Consider the following 17133-nt stretch of genomic DNA (forward strand, 5'->3'; position numbering starts at 1 on the left):
CTCAGCAATGACTAACGCCAGCCCCCAGGAACAAATCCGTCAGGCTCCCCTCTCCTTGGGAGAGGGGCCGGGGGGGAAGCTACCCGTTGAAGCCGGCCGCAAAGCCCGCTTGGCCATCCTGCTCTCCGGCCGGGGCTCAAATATGCTGGCCTTGGTGAAGGCGACTCAAACCGGCATCCTGAAAGACCTCGCCGAAGTGGCCGTGGTGTTCAGCAACCAGCCCGATGCGCCCGGCCTGGCCTTCGCCGCTGAGCAGGGCTGCCCCGTGGCCGCGCTGCCCAGCCAGGGCCGCAAGCGCGAGGCTTTTGATGCCGAAGCCGCCGCGCTGCTCCAGCAGTACCAGCCCGATTTCGTGGTGCTGGCGGGGTATATGCGCATTTTATCGCCGGCCTTCATTCAGCCGTTTGCAGGCCGCATCATCAACATTCACCCCGCCGACACCCACCAGCACCAGGGCCTGCACGCCTACGAGTGGGCCTTTGATAATCATCTGCCCGAAACTAAAATCACCGTGCATCTGGTTGACGAAGGCCTCGATACCGGCCCCATTCTCGCCCAGCAAACCGTGGATTTGCGCGGGGCCGATACGCTGGCCGAAGTCGAGCGGCGCGGCCTCGCCGTGGAGCATGATTTATACGCCCGCACGCTGGCCGCTTTAATAACTACGCCCTCTAAAACGTCATGCTGAGCTTGCCGAAGCATCTCTACCGCACAAGTAATCCATTGAATACAACGATGCGAGCGAGATGCTTCGGCAAGCTCAGCATGACGTTCTTGAAATTAAACGATTTTAACCACCCCATCCCATGTGCGGAATAGTAGGTTTTCACGGTCCCGATAACGTCGTAGGCGACATGATAATTGGCCTCACCGCCCTCCAGCACCGGGGGCAGGACGCGGCCGGCATCGCCACGTTCGACGACTCCTTTCACCTGCACAAGGGCCAGGGCCTCGTCAACGACGTGTTCAAGCCCAAGCATGTGAAGAAGCTGAAGGGCAACATCGGCATCGGGCACGTGCGCTACACCACGCAGGGCGCCAACGATTCGGACCTCGCGCAGCCCTTCACCACCAGCTACCCGTTTGGGCTGGCCATGGTGCACAACGGCAACGTCATCAACTTCCGCGAGGTGGCCAAGCGCCTGCACGACCAGTACCACGTGCTGCCCAAAACCACCAACGACCTGGAGCTTATCATGTACACCTTCGCCTCGGAGCTGCGCGTGAAAGACCTGGACCACCTCTCGGTGGTGGATATTTTCGACGCCGTGGAAACCACCCAGGAGCTGGTGAAGGGCGCTTACGCCACCATCACCATGATTGCCGGGCACGGCCTGCTGGCCTTCAACGACCCGCTGGCCATCCGGCCGCTGGTGCTGGGCCGCCGCGAAACGCCGGCCGGCCCGGTCTACGCCTTCGTGTCGGAAAGCACTTGTTTTGATTACCTCGATTTTGAGTTTATCGAAAACGTCGGACCGGGGCAGGCGATTTTCATCGACAACAATTTCCAGGTTCACTACAAGAACAACTACGCGCCGCCGAAGAACTTCTGCGTGTTCGAGCAAATCTATTTCGCCCGCGAAGACTCCGTGATTCACGGCCGGCTGGTGGCCCGCGAGCGGGTGCGCCTCGGCAAGCGCCTGGCCCGCAAGGTGGCCGACGCCGGCCTGAAGCCCGATATGGTGATTGACGTGCCCTCCTCGGGCTACTTTGCCGCCTCCGGGCTGGCCGAGGCCATTGGGGTGCCCTACCGCCGGGCACTGGTGAAAAACAACCACATGGGCCGCTCGTTCATCGTGCCCACCCAGGCCGGGCGCGAGGACGTGGTGAAGAAGAAACTGAACCCCATCCGCGAGTTTGTGCAGGGCAAAAAGGTGGCCGTGGTGGACGACAGCATCGTGCGCGGCACCACGTCGCGCCGCATCGTGCGCCTGCTGCGCGAGGCCGGTGCCACCGAAGTCTACTTCATTTCCAGCGCGCCGCCCATCGTGTCGCCCTGCATCTACGGCATCGACATGGCCATGAGCACCGAGCTGATTGCGGCCAACTACACGGAGGACGAAATCTGCCGCTACATCGAGGCCGACAAGGTGATTTACCAGGATTTGTCGGACCTGGAGGAGCTGTTTTCGGAAGAAAAAGGCCATGGCGGCAGCTGTTTCGCCTGTTTCTCGGGCAAGTACCCCACGGGCGACGTGACCCACTACCTGCGCCACGTGCAGGAGGAGCGCGCCAGCCATCGGCACGATAAAAAGGACAAGAAGAAATCGGTGAGCGCGAAAGCGCCGGAGCCGACGGAGCATTAATTGTAAGAACAATACCCAGCACGTCATGCAGAGCGCAGCGAAGCATCTCGCGTGTAGTAGTAATCAAAGCCGTTTTTGCGATTGAGTCACTATTGCATGCGAGATGCTTCGCTGCGCTCTGCATGACGTTCTTTTTAGCCTGACATTCCCGATTTATTATCCCATGTCCACTTCCCCCGAAAACCCCGCCGGCTACTCCATCGAAGAAGGCAACGCCGCTTCGCGCAACGCCTACAACTGGTCGAAAAAGACCTTTGCCAACCGCAGCGGCAAGCCGGGCGAGCCCGCCCAGGACCTCGACGGCGGCTTCTCCAACGAAATCCGCTTCGGCGGCGAGCGCCTCGGCATCAGCTCCGACGGCATCGGGACCAAGATTGAAGTGGCCGAGCGCCTGAACAAGTACGATACCCTCGGCTACGACCTCATCGCGATGACGGCCGACGACCTCATCGCCGCCGGTTTCGTGCCCACCAACCTCTCCAACATCATCGACGTGAACCACCTCGACTACGACGTGGTGGACCAGATGATGCGCGGCCTGCACGATGCCGCCAACTTCGCGCATGTGGCCATCACGGGCGGCGAAATCGCGGAGCTGGGCAACCGCATCGGCGGCTGGCCAGGCGCGAAAATGAACTTCAACTGGTGCTCCACGGCCATTGGGGTGCTGCACCCCAGCCTGGCCCAGCCCCTGAGCGGCAAAACGGCCCAGGCGGGCCACGTGGTGGTGGCCCTGCGCTCGCCCTCGTTCCGCTCCAACGGCTACTCGCTGGCCCGCAAAACCCTGCAAAAGGTGTTCGGCGACAACTGGCACGAGGCCCCCTACGACGGCACCGACGCCGACCAGCACGCCACCTGGGGCGAGGCCATGCTCGCGCCTTCGCTCATCTATTCGCCCGGCGTGGCGGCGCTGCTCGATGCCGGCCTGCCCCTGCACGCCGTGGCCCACATCACGGGCGGCGGCGTGGCCGATAACTTCTCGCGGGTGCTCAAAAACGGCCTCGGCGCGGTGCTGGACAGCCTGTTCGAGCCGCTGCCCGCCATGCAGCGCCTCTGCGAAATCGGCGACATCAGCGCCGAAACGGCCTACCTCTACTGGAACATGGGCACCGGCATGCTCTTGGTCACGGAAGAAGCTTCGGCCGCTGCCGTGGTGGCCTCGCTGCAAGCCAGCGGGTATGATGCGCAAGTGGCCGGCCACCTCACGGCGGAGAGCGGCGTGACGCTGCATGTGGGCGCGGGGGTACTGCGCTACAAATAAGGTCAATCAACCAAATAGAAAGCCCTGTCGTCAATCAAGACGACAGGGCTTTTTTGTGGTGGAGCCTAAACTACTTTTGCCGCTATGTCGCACGAGGAACACGATACCCAAGCCGAAATCAACATCAAAAACGATGTTAAAAAACATGGCTGGACGGTCTGCCTATTTGAAGCAGATACCGCCACGCCCGCATTTGCTTACACCATTGGCCTCTGGAAAAATTTCAATCATCCCGAGCTAATTGCCTTTGGCCTACCGCTCGATACGATGCACGCGATTTTGAACGATGCCGGTGATATTATCAAAGCCGGTACCCCATTGGAAACGACTGTCGATAACTTCGAGATTCTGGAGCTGCACCCGGTTCAGTTTCGGCAAGTTGATGCAGATAATGTCCCTGATTATTTCGGCTATGCCCAGTGGTTTTACAAATATGAATCCTTCCCCGCGCTGCAATTATTCTGGACGGATAAAGTCGGTAAGTTTCCCTGGGAGCCGGAGTTTGATAAACGTTATGAGTTTGACCAACCTCTACTTGACCGGAAACTTGACTTTAAGTTTTTTGAGCATCAAAATGCAGCCACATTTATAGCCGAAAAGGTATTAAGAGAAGGACGACCGATTCTTTGGGTTTGGCACGATAGCGACGACAGTACTTGGTCGTTTGCAAATAAGTCAGGTGATAAAATGTTGATTGTGAGCTTGAGTGAGGCAGTGGAACATGACCCGACTATCAACAACTTATTTAATTTGCCTACAGACTTTATAGCAACCCGAGGCTTTGTTGGAGACAAGTGGAAACGAGAACAACTTTGATTCTGTCAGTAGCATGCTTAAAGCAATACAAAATCCATCAAATATTGCCCAACGGATGCCCACAACGATACAAACCGCGCAGAAATGCGCCCAACACGTCGTTGCAACAATACGAACCGTTCCATAAAGTGGACAATGCTTGCATGCAACAATACAAACTGTGCAGAAATACAGACAACTGGTCGTTGCAACGATACTAGAGGTGCAGAAATGCGCACAACAACCAGTTGTAACGATACTAATTGCTCTGAAACGTAAACAATGCGGAGTTGCAACGATACACACCGCCCTACTTTGTATCGTACCTTGAGGGCTCATGCCCTTCACCCGTACCCGCCCGCCCATGAGCGCCCCCGCCAAACGCACCATCGAACCCCTGCTCGACGGCCTGGCCGAGCGCATTGCCCGGCGCGATGTGCCGCCCGTGGTCGTCTACACCGACCCCAACGACCCCCAGCAGTTCCACCAGCGCCTGATGGCGGCGCTGGAGCCGCTGGTGCCCCACAGCAACGGGCGCGGCAACGACACCCAGGCCCGGATGCTCGCCCTCTTCCTGCACCACGAAACCCGCACCGGCTACGAAATGGCCGCCGCCGCCGGCATCGAGCGCGTGGCGGGCAGCCGCGCCCACACCGCCCTCGTCAACGCCGGCCTGCTGGCCTGGACGCGCATCGGCCCGCGCCGGGTGTTCCGCCTCAGCCGCTGGGGCGAGGACTGGCTGCTGGCCGTGGGCCGCTGCGAGGTGCCGCCGGCGCGGCCGGTGTAGCCCCTAACATTCATTTCACGCAGTGTCCCGCAGTGTTAAAATCGCAGTGTTCCGCAGTGCTGTTCTGAAACGACACTGCGGAACACTGCGATTTTAACACTGCGGGACACTGCGTGAAAGCTAATTCCCTACGCCGGGCGCACCGGCCGCTTCGCCAGAATCAGCTCCGTGCGGTAGTCGCAGAGGCTTTTTTCGAGGCCCACAGGGTAGGTGTGGGGGTTGAGGAAGCGGCGGATGCTGGGGTCGAGGCTCTGCACTTCGCGCTGGGCGTGGGCGCGGCTTTCGGCCAGGGTAGGCAGGTCGAGTACCCGTTTCCCGGCGCGGAACACGGGCTCCAGCAGCTCGCGGAACTTCGTGTCGGGCTTGATGGCGAGGCGGCGCGTGCTGTCGAGCGGGTCGACGAGCGTGAGGGAATCGGGGAGGGGCTCGGCGGTGTTGTAGAGCATGTCGGCGCGGGGCTTGCCGTACTCGTTCAGGTAGCGGCGCACCTGCAGGATGCCCGGAATGCTGGTTTTGGCCACTTGCTCGGAGAGCTTGATGGTGAAATCCCAGCCCGAATCATCGGCCTTGCGCAGGGCGGCCAGCTTGTACACGCCCCCCAGCGCGGCCTGGTTGTAGGCCGTCACGAGCTGCGTGCCCACGCCCCAGGTATCGATGCGGGCGCCCTGCTGCTTGAGGCTGGCGATGAGGTTTTCGTCCAAATCGTTGCTGGCCACGATGCGCGTTTCGGTAAAGCCGGCCTCGTCCAGCACCGCCCGCGCCTCCCGGCTGAGGTAGGCCAAATCGCCCGAATCGAGCCGGATACCGGCCAGCTCGTGGCCATTGGCGCGCATCTCGCGGGCCACTTTAATGGCCTGCCGCACGCCCTCAATGGTGTCGTAGGTATCGACCAGAAACACCGAGTCATCAGGAAACGCCTGGGCATAGGCCGTAAAGGCGTCCACTTCATTCGCAAACGACATCACCCAGCTGTGCGCGTGCGTGCCGCGCACCGGAATGCCGTAGCGCTGCCCGGCCAGCACGTTGGAAGTCGCATCGGCCCCGCCGAGGAAAGCGGCCCGGCTGGCCCCCAGGCCCCCATCGAAGCCCTGGGCGCGGCGCAGGCCGAACTCCAGAATCTGGTCCGAAGGCCCGGCGGCTTCGCGGATGCGGGCCGATTTGGTGGCAATCAGGGTCTGGAAATTGATGAGCGTGAGCAGGGCCGTTTCCAGCAGTTGGGCTTGCAGCAGCGGCCCGCGCACCCGCATGATGGGCTCGTTGCCGAACACCACGGTGCCCTCGGAAATGGCGTCGATGTCGCAGGTGAATTTCAGCTGGCGCAGGTATTCCAGGAAATCGTGCGGGAACATGACGCCGCCCTGGCTGCCGCGCAGACTGCCGAGGTAAGCGAGGTCATCATCCGAGAAATGCAGGTTTTCGACCCAGTCCACGGCCAGCGCCAGGCCAGCCGCCACCGCGTAGCCGCCCTGAAACGGGGCCTTGCGGAAGTACAGGTGAAACACGGCCTCGCGGTCCTGCAGGCCCTGCTGCCAGTAGCCGTAGGCCATCGTGAGCTGATACAAATCGGTAACAAGGGCGAGCGATGGCGCGTAGAGGCCGGAAAGCGGGGCTGAATTCATGGCGGCAAAGAAACGGAATATCCGGCGCAGCCCACGCTGCGAGCCCTGCCGCGACCAGCTCCCGTCGGAGCTACCTTGCTGCCCTATGTCCACGCCCGCCAAGCCCGCCCATCCAAAACCTGCCGTTTTATTTTTTAGCCGCTTCCTGACTTTGCCGTGGCGGCTGGGCCTGGGGGCCATGGCGGGAGCCCTCGCGGCTGGGCTGGCCCCGGCCACCTTGGGCCCGCTGGCCCGCGCCGTAGCGGGCTGGGACGGCTTTTCGGCCGTCACCCTGACCCTGATAATCCTAAATATGCGGCTGGCCGATGTGGACGACATCCGTCGCGTGGCCGCCAACGAGGACCTGACCCGCGCCGCCGCTTCAACGGTGGTCATTACCGGAGCCATGGCCAGCCTGGTGGCCGTGGTGGGCCTGCTGGGTACCCTCAAAAACCTGTCGGAACAGGCTAAAGCCGTGCATTTGGCCCTGGGCATAGGGGCCGTGGCCCTGGCCTGGACGCTGGTGCATTGCGTATTCACCCTGCGCTACGCCCACACCTACTATGGTGCCGATGACGAAGGCAACGACAGTGGCGGCCTGGTCTTCCCCGACGATGCCGACAAGGACGACCGCAAGGACAAACTCGAACCCAACTACCTCGACTTCGCCTATTTCTCCTTCGTAGTGGGCATGACAGCCCAAACGGCCGACATCGGCATCAGCAGCCGGCGCATCCGGCGCACCGCCTTGCTGCACGGCCTCATTTCCTTTCTCTTCAATACGGCCATCGTGGCCCTCACCATCGGCACCATCGGCGGCATGCTGAATTAGTGGTCAGCTATCAGTGATTAACGGTTCGTGGTTAATGGTCAATGAAGAGAACTAACCGTTAACCACGAACCATTAACCACTATGAAATCAGCCCGCGGCTCACGGCCAGCTTGATGAGGGCGGCGGTGTTCTTGGCCTGGGTTTTGGCGATGATGTTCTGGCGGTGGGTTTCGATGGTGCGCTTGCTGGTGAAGAGCTTGTCGGCGATTTCGCCGTTGGTCAGGCCTTCGGCAATGAGCTTGAGCACCTCCAGCTCGCGGGCGGTGAGGTCGGTGCCGACGTGGCCATTGGTGTCATCGATGGTCACGCTCACGGTTTGGGCCACGGCTTTGAAGAGCATGTTTAGCCCGATTTCGGCGCACAAAAACCGGCTGCCAGAGGCCACCGTGCGGATGGCGTGGGTGATTTCGCTGATGGCCGCGTTCTTGAGCACGTAGCCCTGGGCTCCGGCATCCAGCATGCGGGCCACGTAGTTTTCGTGGTCGAGCATGGACAGCACCAGCACATGCACTTCGGGGAACCGGCTGCGCAGCTCGGGCATGGTCGCAAAGCCGTCGAGCACGGGCATTTGCACGTCCATCAGCACGACATCGGTGGGTGTGGTTTCCAGCAGCGCCAGGAGTTCGGCGCCATTGCTCGCCTCGCCCACTACTTCGAGGTCCGCCTCGGCCGAGAGCAGCGCCCGAATGCCGTCGCGCAAAATAGTGTGGTCATCAGCAAGAAGAATACGGGTCATAGCGGGAGCAGATTGGGGAAGGGAAAGAAGAGGTGCCCAGCAAAGATGGGGCAATGGATGTAAATGTGAAATGCGGCTCCGTATTTATACGGTATGACCAGATAATAGCTTGTTTTTGGGGGAGATTGATACGGTTTCTGACGGAGTGCTATCCAAATGGTGAAGCACAATTTGTAATTTTAAAGAGTTTAAAATGAAATTTTTGGTTATTGTCTTAACTACTTAATATCTTTCAGTATCTATTTTTTGTCTGCACTCTATTATGATTCAACTGCTCCTCGCCGATGGCCACCCTTCCAGGCGCGGGGAGCTGCGCAATGCGCTTGGCGCAGTGGCGGGACTGACGGTAGTGGGCGAGGCCGGCACCGGCGAGGAGTTGTTTACGCAATTGGCGGGCACTACGCCCACCGTGCTGCTGCTGGGCCTGGACCTGCTCCCTCCCGGGGCCTTTGCCCTGCTGCCAACTCTGCGCGCTCAGTACCCGGAGCTGCGCGTGCTGGCCCGTGGCGAACTTTCTAATGAACACTACGTGGCCCGCGCCCTGGACCTGGGCGCCCACGGCTACGTGCTGAATGCCGTGCAATTGCCCGAATTAATCCACGCGGTATTCACGGTGGCTGCTGGCCGACCGTTTTTGTGCTCGACTATCGGGCTGGCGCTGGTGGGCCGGCTCTACGCGCGCAGCCCCACCGCGGGCACCACCGCCCGGGCCGCCCTGGGCCTGAGCAAACGCGAAATGGAAGTATTGGACCTGGTGGCCCAGGGCCTCACCAACGCCGAAATTGCCGTGAAGCTCTTCACCAGCAAGCGCACCGTCGAAACCCACCGCCAGAACATCATCGCCAAAACCCAGACGCGCAACACGGCCGCCCTCATCAAGCTGGCCGCCCGGCAAGGGCTTCTCGGTTAGTCGTGAGTAGTTATTTGTTGACAAAGCTTTTGCTAACTGCTAAGCACCTTGCGCGGCGATAATGAACTCGGCCAGCTCGCGGAAGCAGCCGTGGCCGCCGGGGGTTTGGCAGTGAAAAATGGCCACGGCGCGGGCAAAGGACGTGGCATCGCCGGGGCAGGCCGGGAAACCCACCAGGCCCAGCACTTCAACGTCGTTGGTATCGTCGCCGATGAAGGCCACCTCGTCGGCGCTGAGGCCGGTGCGGGCCAGAATTTCGTGCAGGCAGGCCGGTTTGTCCTTGATGCCCAGGTGCAGCTCCTCGATGCGGAGCTTGGCCGCGCGGGTGCGCACCGAGGGCGAGACCTCGCCCGTAACAATGCCCGTGACGATGCCGTGGGCCCGCAGGCGCTCCACGCCCATGCCGTCGCGGATGTTGAAACGCTTCATTTCCTCGCCGCGCTCGGAGTAATACACGCCGCCGTCGGTGAGCACGCCGTCGCAGTCGGTGAGTACGAGGCGAATGCGGCGGGCGCGGGCAGTGAGGTCGGCTAGTTTCATAAAATCAAGAAAAAGCAAAAAAGAAAATGAGGGCAATTAGCTATAACTGGCTAATTCGGCCGCAAGAACGGCACTAAAGCGCAAAATAAATTTGCATTAGAATTGTGATTATCCCGGAAAGTGTATCTTAGCATAGTTAACCCTTTAAGCTTGTATCCTATGAAGAATCTATTGACTATCGGCACCCTGGCTGCCATGCTCATGCCCTTCACGTCCCATGCGCAAGCTGTGCGCGAGGCCGTGGTGGCAGCCGAAACTTCGTTTGCGGCCCAGGCCGCGCAAACCGGTACGGCGGCGGCCTTCCTGGCTAATAGTGCCCCCACGGCGCTCGTCACCGAGGACGGCAAGCTGGTGAAAGCGCAGGACCTGTGGCGGGGCCGCCCGGCCCGGTCCGGCAGCCGCCTGGCGTGGTACCCGGTGCTGGCCGATGCGGCACAGTCGGGCGACCTCGGCTACACCACCGGTCCCTGGACGGTTTTTCAAAACGACCGGCCGCAGACCGCCGGCGAATACGTGACCGTGTGGCGCAAGCAGCCGGATGGCAAGTGGAAATTTGTGGTGGATATGGGCATTGAGCGGATTGGTACCGCGCCCGCGAAAACGGCCACCGTGCCGCAGCCACGGCTGCAGGCCGCCGCGGCCACGCCCAGCACGGCTCCTTCCAACATTGTGATTGATGTGGACCGCAAGTTCGCCGCGGCCGAGCTCCTGAAGCCGGGCGCCGCCTACCAGCAATACCTGAGCACCGAGGCCCGCCTCTACCGCCCCGGCCTGTCGATGATGCAGGGTGCGGCCGCTTCGGCCAATATGAAAATCATGGATGGCGCCTACCTCTTCGAGCCCACCGGGGGCTACCTGGCGGCCGCCGGCGACCTTGGCTACGTGGTGGGCACGCTGCATCGCCCCAGCGCTGGCGTGAAGCGCCCCGCCGAAAACGGCAGCTACCTGCGCATCTGGCGGCGCGAAGCCGTGGACGGCTGGCGCGTGGTGCTGGAGATTTTCAATTTCACGCCTAACCCCACCGCCGCCGCCGCCGCTCCTTCTGTCGATGGCGGCACGTCCGGCATTGCGCCGAGCAAGCGCGCGCAATAGCCCTGGTTGGCCGGCCGGCCAGTAACGCAGCCTTAAGTTGAAGTCCTGCAGAAGCCCCCGTCTTTTTACAGATAGGGGCTTTTTACTTGCGTTAAAAAAGGGGGCGCCAGCGGGAAATCGACCGTCGGCTGGTGTAAGGTTGGCGGGTGAGAGGCGTCTGTCAGGCAGTTGGCTTTCCGGCTGCGGCCGCGTTGGGTGCCTCTTCACCTCTAACTTTTCCTTTTATGAAACCCTATTTGTTGCTGGCCTTGCCGCTTACGGGCGTGCTGGCTGCGCTGGCTCCGGCCCGGCCGGGGGCCGGGCCCGCTACGGCGGCTCGCGTGCCGGTTGTGGTGGAACTGTTCACTTCCGAAGGCTGCTCCAGCTGTCCGGCGGCCGATGCGGCCCTGCGCGAGCTGGAAAATGCCCAATCCGTGCCTGGCGTTGAGGTTATTGCCCTGGGCGAGCACGTCGACTACTGGAACCGGCTGGGCTGGAAAGACGCCTTCTCGTCGCCGGTCTACACGCAACGCCAGCAGCAGTACGCCCAGGGTTTTGGCTCGGGCTCCTACACGCCCCAGGCGGTGGTGAACGGCCGCTACGAATTTGTGGGCAGCCGCACCGGCGAGCTGGCCGAAACCGTGGCCAAAGCCGCCAAAGCACCCCAGGCCGCCGTGGCCGTGACCATGAGCGGCGGTACGGCGCACGTGCGTGTGAGCAGCGTGCCCGCCGGCACGCCGGCCGCCGAAGTGCTGCTGGCCATCACCGAAAGCGGGCTTTCCTCGCAGGTGGGCCGGGGCGAAAATTCGGGCCGGCTGCTGCGCCACGCCGCCGTGGTGCGCCAGCTCATTCCGCTGGGCAAAATCGGGGCCGATGGCACCTTCGCGGCCACCCCCGAGCTGAAGCTGAGCACCGACTGGAAGCGCCCCAACCTGCGCGCCGTGGCGCTGGTGCAGGAGGTGGCCTCGCGCCGCATTGTGGGCGTGGCCGCTGCCGCAATCAACAGCCCACAGTGAGCACCTGAGCAGGGCGGGCGAAGACACTCGCTACTCCTCAATCGAATCGTAATATTGCAGCGCGCCCTTTATCGGCTTACTTGTCGCCCTGCATGACCCCATCAACCCCAGTTCCGGCTCAGTGGCCCGACCGGTACGGCAACGAGCTGTACCGCTTTGCCCTGAGCCGCGTGAGCGATGCCGACGTAGCCGAGGAACTGGTGCAGGAAACCTTCCTGAGCGCCCTCGACGGCTTGGCCACGTTCCGGGCCGAGGCCTCGGAGCGGACGTGGCTGTTTGTGATTCTGCGCCGCAAAATCATCGACCACTACCGGCGCCAAGCCCGCGTGAGCCACGTCGGCCTCGACGAAATCAGCGACGGTGGTCCTTCGGAGGCCGATTACTTCGCCCCCGAAAACGGCCATTGGACCGCTCAGCAAGCGCCTGTGAGTTGGCTCAATGCCGATGCTGCGCTGGAGCAGCAGGAACTGCACGAGATTTTGCAGCGCTGCCAGGACCGGCTGCCGCCCCAGCAAGCGGCCGTGTTCGCCCTGCGCTTCGTGGAGGAATTATCGGCCGAAGAAATTTGTCAGGAGCTCGGCCTGAGCTCCGCTAACTATTGGGTTATCGTACACCGGGCCAAGCTGCAATTGCGGCGTTGCCTCGAAAAGCACGGCCTGGGCAAGAATTAATTAGTGAATATGCTACGACTTATCACCTGTCATAATGCCACGATGCTGCTGGAGCAGCAGGCCGACCTGCCACTGGGCAGGGGGCAGCGGGCCAGCCTGTGGCTGCACCTGCGCTATTGCCCGTATTGCAGCCGCTACGCCAAACAAACCGTGCTGATTGCCGAGTGGGCCCGAGCGTCGGCCTCAGCCCGTGCGAGCTCCGGTATGGTTTTGTCAGATGCGGCCAAGCAGCGGATGCGCGAGCGGCTGGCGGCAGCAGAGTAAGATTGAATCAGAAGGCAACAAAAAAGACCGTCAGCTCAGCATAACGGTCTTTTTTATTATCGGCTAACGGGTCTGCTTACGCGCCCGTGGGGGCCAGGCGCACCACCAGCCCGTCGGTGCGGGGCGTGAGGCGAATCTGGCAGCTCAGGCGCGAGCCTTCGTGTACCACGGGCAGGGTTTCGAGCATGTCGAGCTCGGCGTCTTCGGGCTCGGGCAGGGCGGGGCCGGCCAGTACTTCGACGTGGCAAGTGGCGCAGAGGGCCATGCCGCCGCAAGTAGCCTGAATGTCGTAGCCGCTGGCCTTCAGCAGCTCCATCAGGCTGAGCCCCATGTCGGTGGGGCCGATGAGTTCGGTGCGTTGGCCGGGGGCTTCCTCGACGTAGATGCGGATGTCTTCTTCCATAAGGTAAATCTGGCTGCTTGGATCAAAAGAGCGTCATGCTGAGCGCAGCCGAAGCATCTCTACTGTTGCAGTAACCATGATTAGTTGTGCGGTAGAGATGCTTCGGCTGCGCTCAGCATGACGTTCTTTATGTAACCACTACATGCTGGGAGCCCCGTTTACAGTCGTGTACTTGAGGGTGTACTTTTTGTCGGGGTAAATGTATTTGAAAGCCCCCTGGCACATAAGCGCGGCCTCGTGGAAACCGCAGAGAATGAGCTTGAGTTTGCCGGGGTAGGTGTTGATGTCGCCGATGGCAAATACGCCGGGCAGCGAAGTGCTGTAGGCCTCGGTGTCCACCTTCACGGCGTCATTTTCCAGCTCCAGGCCCCACTCGCCGATGGGGCCGAGCTTGGGCGTGAGGCCGAAAAGCGGGATGAAGCAGTCGAGCGGGACGGTTTCGGCGGTGCCGGTATTGGCCGTGATGGTGACTTCCGAAAGCTTGCCGTTGCCGTGCAGGTGCGTGACGTTCGAAGAGAGCACCAGCTTGATTTTGCCGGCCTCGGCCAGCTTCTGGACTTTCTCGGCCGAATCGGCGGCGCCCCGGAAGGTGGTGCCGCGGTGCACGAGCGTCACGTCGGAAGCCACGTTGGCGAGGAAGTTGGTCCAGTCCAGGGCCGAGTCGCCGCCGCCGGCGATGACGATTTTCTTGTCGCGGAAGTGCTCGGGGTCGCGCACCATGTAGTGCACGCCTTTGCCGCCTTCAAACTGTTCAAGGTTTTCGACGGCGGGCTTGCGGGGCTCGAAGGAACCCAGGCCGCCGGCAATGGCCACGGCCTTGCAGTGAATTTCGGTGCCGTCGGTGGTGTGCAGCTGAAAAGTGCCGTCGTCGAGCTTGGCAAAGTGTTCGACGCGCTCGCCCAGCGTGAAAGTGGGGTGGAAGGGCTCAATCTGCTTCATCAGATTGTCGACCAGGTCGCCGGCCAGGATTTCGGGAAAGCCCGGAATGTCGTAAATCGGCTTCTTGGGATAAATTTCGGAGAGCTGGCCGCCGGGCTGGGGCAGGGCATCAACCACGTGGCAGCGAAGCTTGAGCAAACCGGCTTCGAAAACGGCAAACAGGCCGACCGGACCGGCCCCGATGATGCAAATATCAGTTGAAATCGTATTGGACATAAGAGCAATAAAGGCCTGAAAAGGCGCCGGAATTAACGCGGCCGCAACCGTTGAGAACGTCGCCGCGCAAAGGTACGGCCCGCGGCCGGGGCCGCCAACGGCGGTTCGGTTTATAACAACGAGGCGGCCAAAATCGTTGGCTGGCACTGGGTTGATGCAGTTATTCTGAAATGGCAACGTGCCTCAGATGGCCCATTACGGCCCAATGGGCAGGTTTCTGCTTCACAGGTCATCCAAAAACTGGTCGGCTTCCCAAAGGGTGAGAAACTGGCGCACGGGCATGGCCAGGCTGGTCGTGACTAAGTCGCTGTGGCGGCGCGTGGGCAGGCCGGGTACATGAATTTCGGCCACCATGCGCACCTCGTGCGCCACAATGAGCTGCTCGACGGCCATAAACTGGGCCCGCAACGCCGGATTGACCTGATTGACGACCTGCATGTCGCTGAGAATGCTGAACCCGGCCCGTATTTCGGCCAGGGCGGCCGTCCAGTCGGCCACGTAGTGCGGCAGGGACGTAGCCCACTGCATCTGCCCGAAATTCTGGTAGAAAATCCGGTTCTTGGCAGGGTCTACCGTGAGCTGGTATTCGGGACGGAAAGCAATAAGAAGCATTACAAAACAGCGGGCGCGGCATCAAAGGTCGGGCGTAGTTCTTAGAATTGTGACTGTCTTAACTAAATGTACCTGTCGAACCAGCCCGGATGAACAACCCGAAAGGCGTAGAAATGTCCACGAGCGAGGGGTGGAAACGGGTCCGTCAACGAGAAAATTCGGCCTGTATCCAAATATGTGTACCACCGGCGCGTTGGGCGCGTTTAGCGGCCGTGGTTTTCGGCCGGCCGGCACTTCGTTGCGTAATGCCTATACTTCGCCCCAAAACCTTGCTTAGCGCTTACCCTATGCCGATTTCCGTTTCCGTGGGACTGCCCGCGCCGCGTCTGTTTCGTTGTTTCCGGCTCGCCGGAGTGCTTTTTGGGACTATTTCGCTGCTCACGGCCTGTGGCTCCGGGCCGGCCGAAACCACGACCAGCAAGCCCACCAAAGGCGCCACAGCCGCCGCGGCAGCACCGGAAATGACCGAGGCCGCGCCGCTGCGCGTGAGCGTGTTTCTGGAATACTCGGGCGGAATGAAGGGTTTCGTGCCGCGCGGCGGGGCCGACAAGCCGCCGACGGAGTTTCAGCAGCGCATCGGCGCGCTCATCACCGAAACCCAGGTAAATGGCGCCGTGGCCGAGCGCAAATTTTACCTTTGCGAAAATGCCGCGCCCCGGCCGGTGAAGTTTGACCAAATGCGCGACGTGGTGCAGGGCGAGGTCAACCAGGCGGCCCTCGGCACCGAACTGCCGCAGATGCTGGAAGGCATTCTGGCCATGCCGCAGGCCACGCAGCGGGTGAGCGTAGTGATTTCGGATTTCATCTACGGCCCGGCCCGCAAGTCTGACTTTTCGCAGCTGCCCAACCTCATTCGCACGTCCATCGCGCCCGTGAGCCAGCAGCAGCTGGCCGTGGCCGTGTTCGGCGAAACCTCGCATTTTTACGGCAGCTACTTTCCGGCTGTGAAAACACCCATGCAAAAACGCACCCTGAACGGCGAAAAGGTGCCCTACTACGTGTGGGTGATTGGGCCGCCGGCGCAGGTGGCGCGCTTCGCGGCTGAAGTATTTAAGAACGCGCCGGCCCAGCAGGCATTTTTTGGGCTAAAAGCCACGACGCCGGCCTTCGCGCCGCTGCTCACCAAGCTCACCGACCCGAAATTAAAGTCAAGCGGCGGCACCGTGTACGCTGAAAACAACGGTCTGACCCTGAACCCTTCCGACGACCCGGTGGATTTTTCTGTCGGGCTTGATTTGAAGGGATTGCCCGCCGCGTGGCAGAATTCAGCATTTTTGGCCCAACATCTGCAAGTGCGCCTGCCCAACGGCCAGGCCAGTCTGCTGCCCAATTCGGTGCGCCCCCTCACCGACGACGAGCAAAGCGGCCAGCCGGTGCTCGCGCCGTACACGCACGTGCTGCGGCTGCGGGTGAGCAAGCTGGCGGCGCCCACGGGCACGCTCAGCGTGTCGCTGCCCGCCCCGGAAACGCCGGACTGGGTGGCGGCCTGGTCCACGACCAACGACAATCAGCCCGCCCCGCGCACCTTTGGTCTCGACCAAGTGCTTACGGGAGTCCGCCAATCGTATCCAACTCCGCTGCCAGCCGTATTTACGGTTCAGCTTCCGCTCAAAAACGACAAATAACCCGCTTACTCATCTATGCAAACCTTCTTCACCAGCCTGTACTCGGCCCTGATTTCTGTTTTCCAAAGCCAGCGCCCGGCCGATTACGGCTTGTATAAAACCGATTTGTTCTCGCTCGTGGGCTGGAGCACGCTGGGCGTGAGCCTGCTGCTGGTGCTGGCCTTTTACTACGTGTTCAACTCGGCCCTGCGCACGGGCCTGTTCCGCACCCCGCACTGGGCCCTGACGCTGGCTTTGGCCGCTGGCCTGGGCACCTTTCTGGCCAACAGCCTCAGCAAAAGCCACGGCGCGGAAGCCAGCAGCTACCTGGGCTACTTCATGGTCGTGAATATGATTGTGGCCGCCCTGTGGTTCCTGCTGTTTTCGGTGCTGCTGAAGCGTTGGAGCACGTATGCCCGCACTACGCCGTTTGTGGGGCCATTCTAGAAGGCAGTTATGAGTTAAAAGTTATGAGTTGTGAGTTGAAATCGGGAGACGCGAATGAGGATTTTCGCTTCGAAGGTTTTGCTCATAACGAGGCGCCGCTAACTCATAACTCATAACTTTTAACT

At 61.2% G+C, this 17133-nt stretch carries 19 protein-coding genes; 13 read left to right on the top strand and 6 right to left on the bottom strand.

What is annotated here, in order from left to right; all coding sequences use genetic code 11:
• The first annotated feature begins 7 nt into the window (after window positions 1-7).
• From purN to J4G38_RS12620, 5 genes are all read left to right on the top strand, one after another.
• Window positions 8-688 (top strand): phosphoribosylglycinamide formyltransferase, encoded by a 681-nt coding sequence (gene purN, locus J4G38_RS12600; RefSeq protein WP_210520220.1) that lies wholly within the window; start codon window positions 8-10, stop codon window positions 686-688.
• A 118-nt stretch (window positions 689-806) separates the two neighbouring features.
• A complete protein-coding gene (gene purF, locus J4G38_RS12605) occupies window positions 807-2306 on the top strand; it encodes an amidophosphoribosyltransferase (RefSeq protein WP_210520217.1) in 1500 nt (499 codons plus the stop codon).
• A 163-nt stretch (window positions 2307-2469) separates the two neighbouring features.
• Window positions 2470-3567: an AIR synthase-related protein gene (locus J4G38_RS12610; RefSeq protein ID WP_210520215.1), complete on the top strand. Its 1098-nt coding sequence runs from the start codon at window positions 2470-2472 to the stop codon at window positions 3565-3567.
• A gap of 84 nt (window positions 3568-3651) precedes the next feature.
• On the top strand, window positions 3652-4383 hold the full coding sequence (locus tag J4G38_RS12615; protein WP_210520213.1) for a DUF4262 domain-containing protein: 732 nt from the start codon (window positions 3652-3654) through the stop codon (window positions 4381-4383).
• 343 nt (window positions 4384-4726) lie between these two features.
• Window positions 4727-5149: a hypothetical protein gene (locus J4G38_RS12620; protein ID WP_210520211.1), complete on the top strand. Its 423-nt coding sequence runs from the start codon at window positions 4727-4729 to the stop codon at window positions 5147-5149.
• Window positions 5150-5277: 128 nt separating this feature from the next.
• On the opposite strand, the gene J4G38_RS12625 is transcribed toward J4G38_RS12620, so the two are convergent.
• Entirely contained in the window at window positions 5278-6768 is a 1491-nt protein-coding gene (locus tag J4G38_RS12625; protein ID WP_210520209.1) for a nicotinate phosphoribosyltransferase, read from the bottom strand.
• Between the two features lie 85 nt (window positions 6769-6853).
• Between J4G38_RS12625 and J4G38_RS12630 the strand changes: the two genes are divergently transcribed.
• Window positions 6854-7579 (top strand): DUF1345 domain-containing protein, encoded by a 726-nt coding sequence (locus tag J4G38_RS12630; RefSeq protein ID WP_210520207.1) that lies wholly within the window; start codon window positions 6854-6856, stop codon window positions 7577-7579.
• 79 nt (window positions 7580-7658) lie between these two features.
• On the opposite strand, the gene J4G38_RS12635 is transcribed toward J4G38_RS12630, so the two are convergent.
• Window positions 7659-8315, bottom strand: coding sequence for a response regulator (locus J4G38_RS12635; RefSeq protein ID WP_210520205.1), 657 nt, complete (start codon window positions 8313-8315; stop codon window positions 7659-7661).
• A gap of 262 nt (window positions 8316-8577) precedes the next feature.
• Here J4G38_RS12635 and J4G38_RS12640 point away from each other — a divergent pair, with 262 nt between their 5' ends.
• Window positions 8578-9225, top strand: coding sequence for a LuxR C-terminal-related transcriptional regulator (locus tag J4G38_RS12640; RefSeq protein ID WP_210520203.1), 648 nt, complete (start codon window positions 8578-8580; stop codon window positions 9223-9225).
• Window positions 9226-9264: 39 nt separating this feature from the next.
• Here J4G38_RS12640 and J4G38_RS12645 read toward each other — a convergent pair whose 3' ends face one another.
• On the bottom strand, window positions 9265-9765 hold the full coding sequence (locus J4G38_RS12645) for a KdsC family phosphatase (RefSeq protein WP_210520201.1): 501 nt from the start codon (window positions 9763-9765) through the stop codon (window positions 9265-9267).
• Window positions 9766-9924: 159 nt separating this feature from the next.
• On the opposite strand from J4G38_RS12645, the gene J4G38_RS12650 reads away from it, so the two are divergent.
• The 4 genes from J4G38_RS12650 (at window position 9925) to J4G38_RS12665 (ending at window position 12787) form a co-directional block, all read left to right on the top strand.
• A complete protein-coding gene (locus J4G38_RS12650; RefSeq protein ID WP_210520199.1) occupies window positions 9925-10857 on the top strand; it encodes a Cif family virulence factor in 933 nt (310 codons plus the stop codon).
• A gap of 224 nt (window positions 10858-11081) precedes the next feature.
• Window positions 11082-11852 (top strand): DUF1223 domain-containing protein, encoded by a 771-nt coding sequence (locus tag J4G38_RS12655; RefSeq protein WP_210520197.1) that lies wholly within the window; start codon window positions 11082-11084, stop codon window positions 11850-11852.
• Window positions 11853-11944: 92 nt separating this feature from the next.
• On the top strand, window positions 11945-12523 hold the full coding sequence (locus tag J4G38_RS12660) for a sigma-70 family RNA polymerase sigma factor (RefSeq protein WP_210520195.1): 579 nt from the start codon (window positions 11945-11947) through the stop codon (window positions 12521-12523).
• A gap of 9 nt (window positions 12524-12532) precedes the next feature.
• Window positions 12533-12787, top strand: coding sequence for an anti-sigma factor family protein (locus tag J4G38_RS12665; RefSeq protein WP_210520193.1), 255 nt, complete (start codon window positions 12533-12535; stop codon window positions 12785-12787).
• A 76-nt stretch (window positions 12788-12863) separates the two neighbouring features.
• On the opposite strand, the gene J4G38_RS12670 is transcribed toward J4G38_RS12665, so the two are convergent.
• From J4G38_RS12670 to J4G38_RS12680, 3 genes are all read right to left on the bottom strand, one after another.
• Complete coding sequence (locus tag J4G38_RS12670; protein ID WP_210520191.1) at window positions 12864-13190, bottom strand: 2Fe-2S iron-sulfur cluster-binding protein; 327 nt, start codon at window positions 13188-13190, stop codon at window positions 12864-12866.
• Window positions 13191-13328: 138 nt separating this feature from the next.
• Entirely contained in the window at window positions 13329-14345 is a 1017-nt protein-coding gene (locus tag J4G38_RS12675; protein ID WP_210520189.1) for an NAD(P)/FAD-dependent oxidoreductase, read from the bottom strand.
• 222 nt (window positions 14346-14567) lie between these two features.
• Window positions 14568-14957 (bottom strand): hypothetical protein, encoded by a 390-nt coding sequence (locus tag J4G38_RS12680; RefSeq protein WP_210520187.1) that lies wholly within the window; start codon window positions 14955-14957, stop codon window positions 14568-14570.
• 287 nt (window positions 14958-15244) lie between these two features.
• Here J4G38_RS12680 and J4G38_RS12685 point away from each other — a divergent pair, with 287 nt between their 5' ends.
• Window positions 15245-16582 (top strand): hypothetical protein, encoded by a 1338-nt coding sequence (locus J4G38_RS12685; protein WP_210520185.1) that lies wholly within the window; start codon window positions 15245-15247, stop codon window positions 16580-16582.
• Window positions 16583-16597: 15 nt separating this feature from the next.
• Window positions 16598-17008: a hypothetical protein gene (locus J4G38_RS12690; protein WP_210520183.1), complete on the top strand. Its 411-nt coding sequence runs from the start codon at window positions 16598-16600 to the stop codon at window positions 17006-17008.
• Window positions 17009-17133: the final 125 nt, after the last annotated feature.

This window comes from Hymenobacter terricola, assembly GCF_017921975.2.
Lineage (GTDB): Bacteria > Bacteroidota > Bacteroidia > Cytophagales > Hymenobacteraceae > Hymenobacter > Hymenobacter terricola.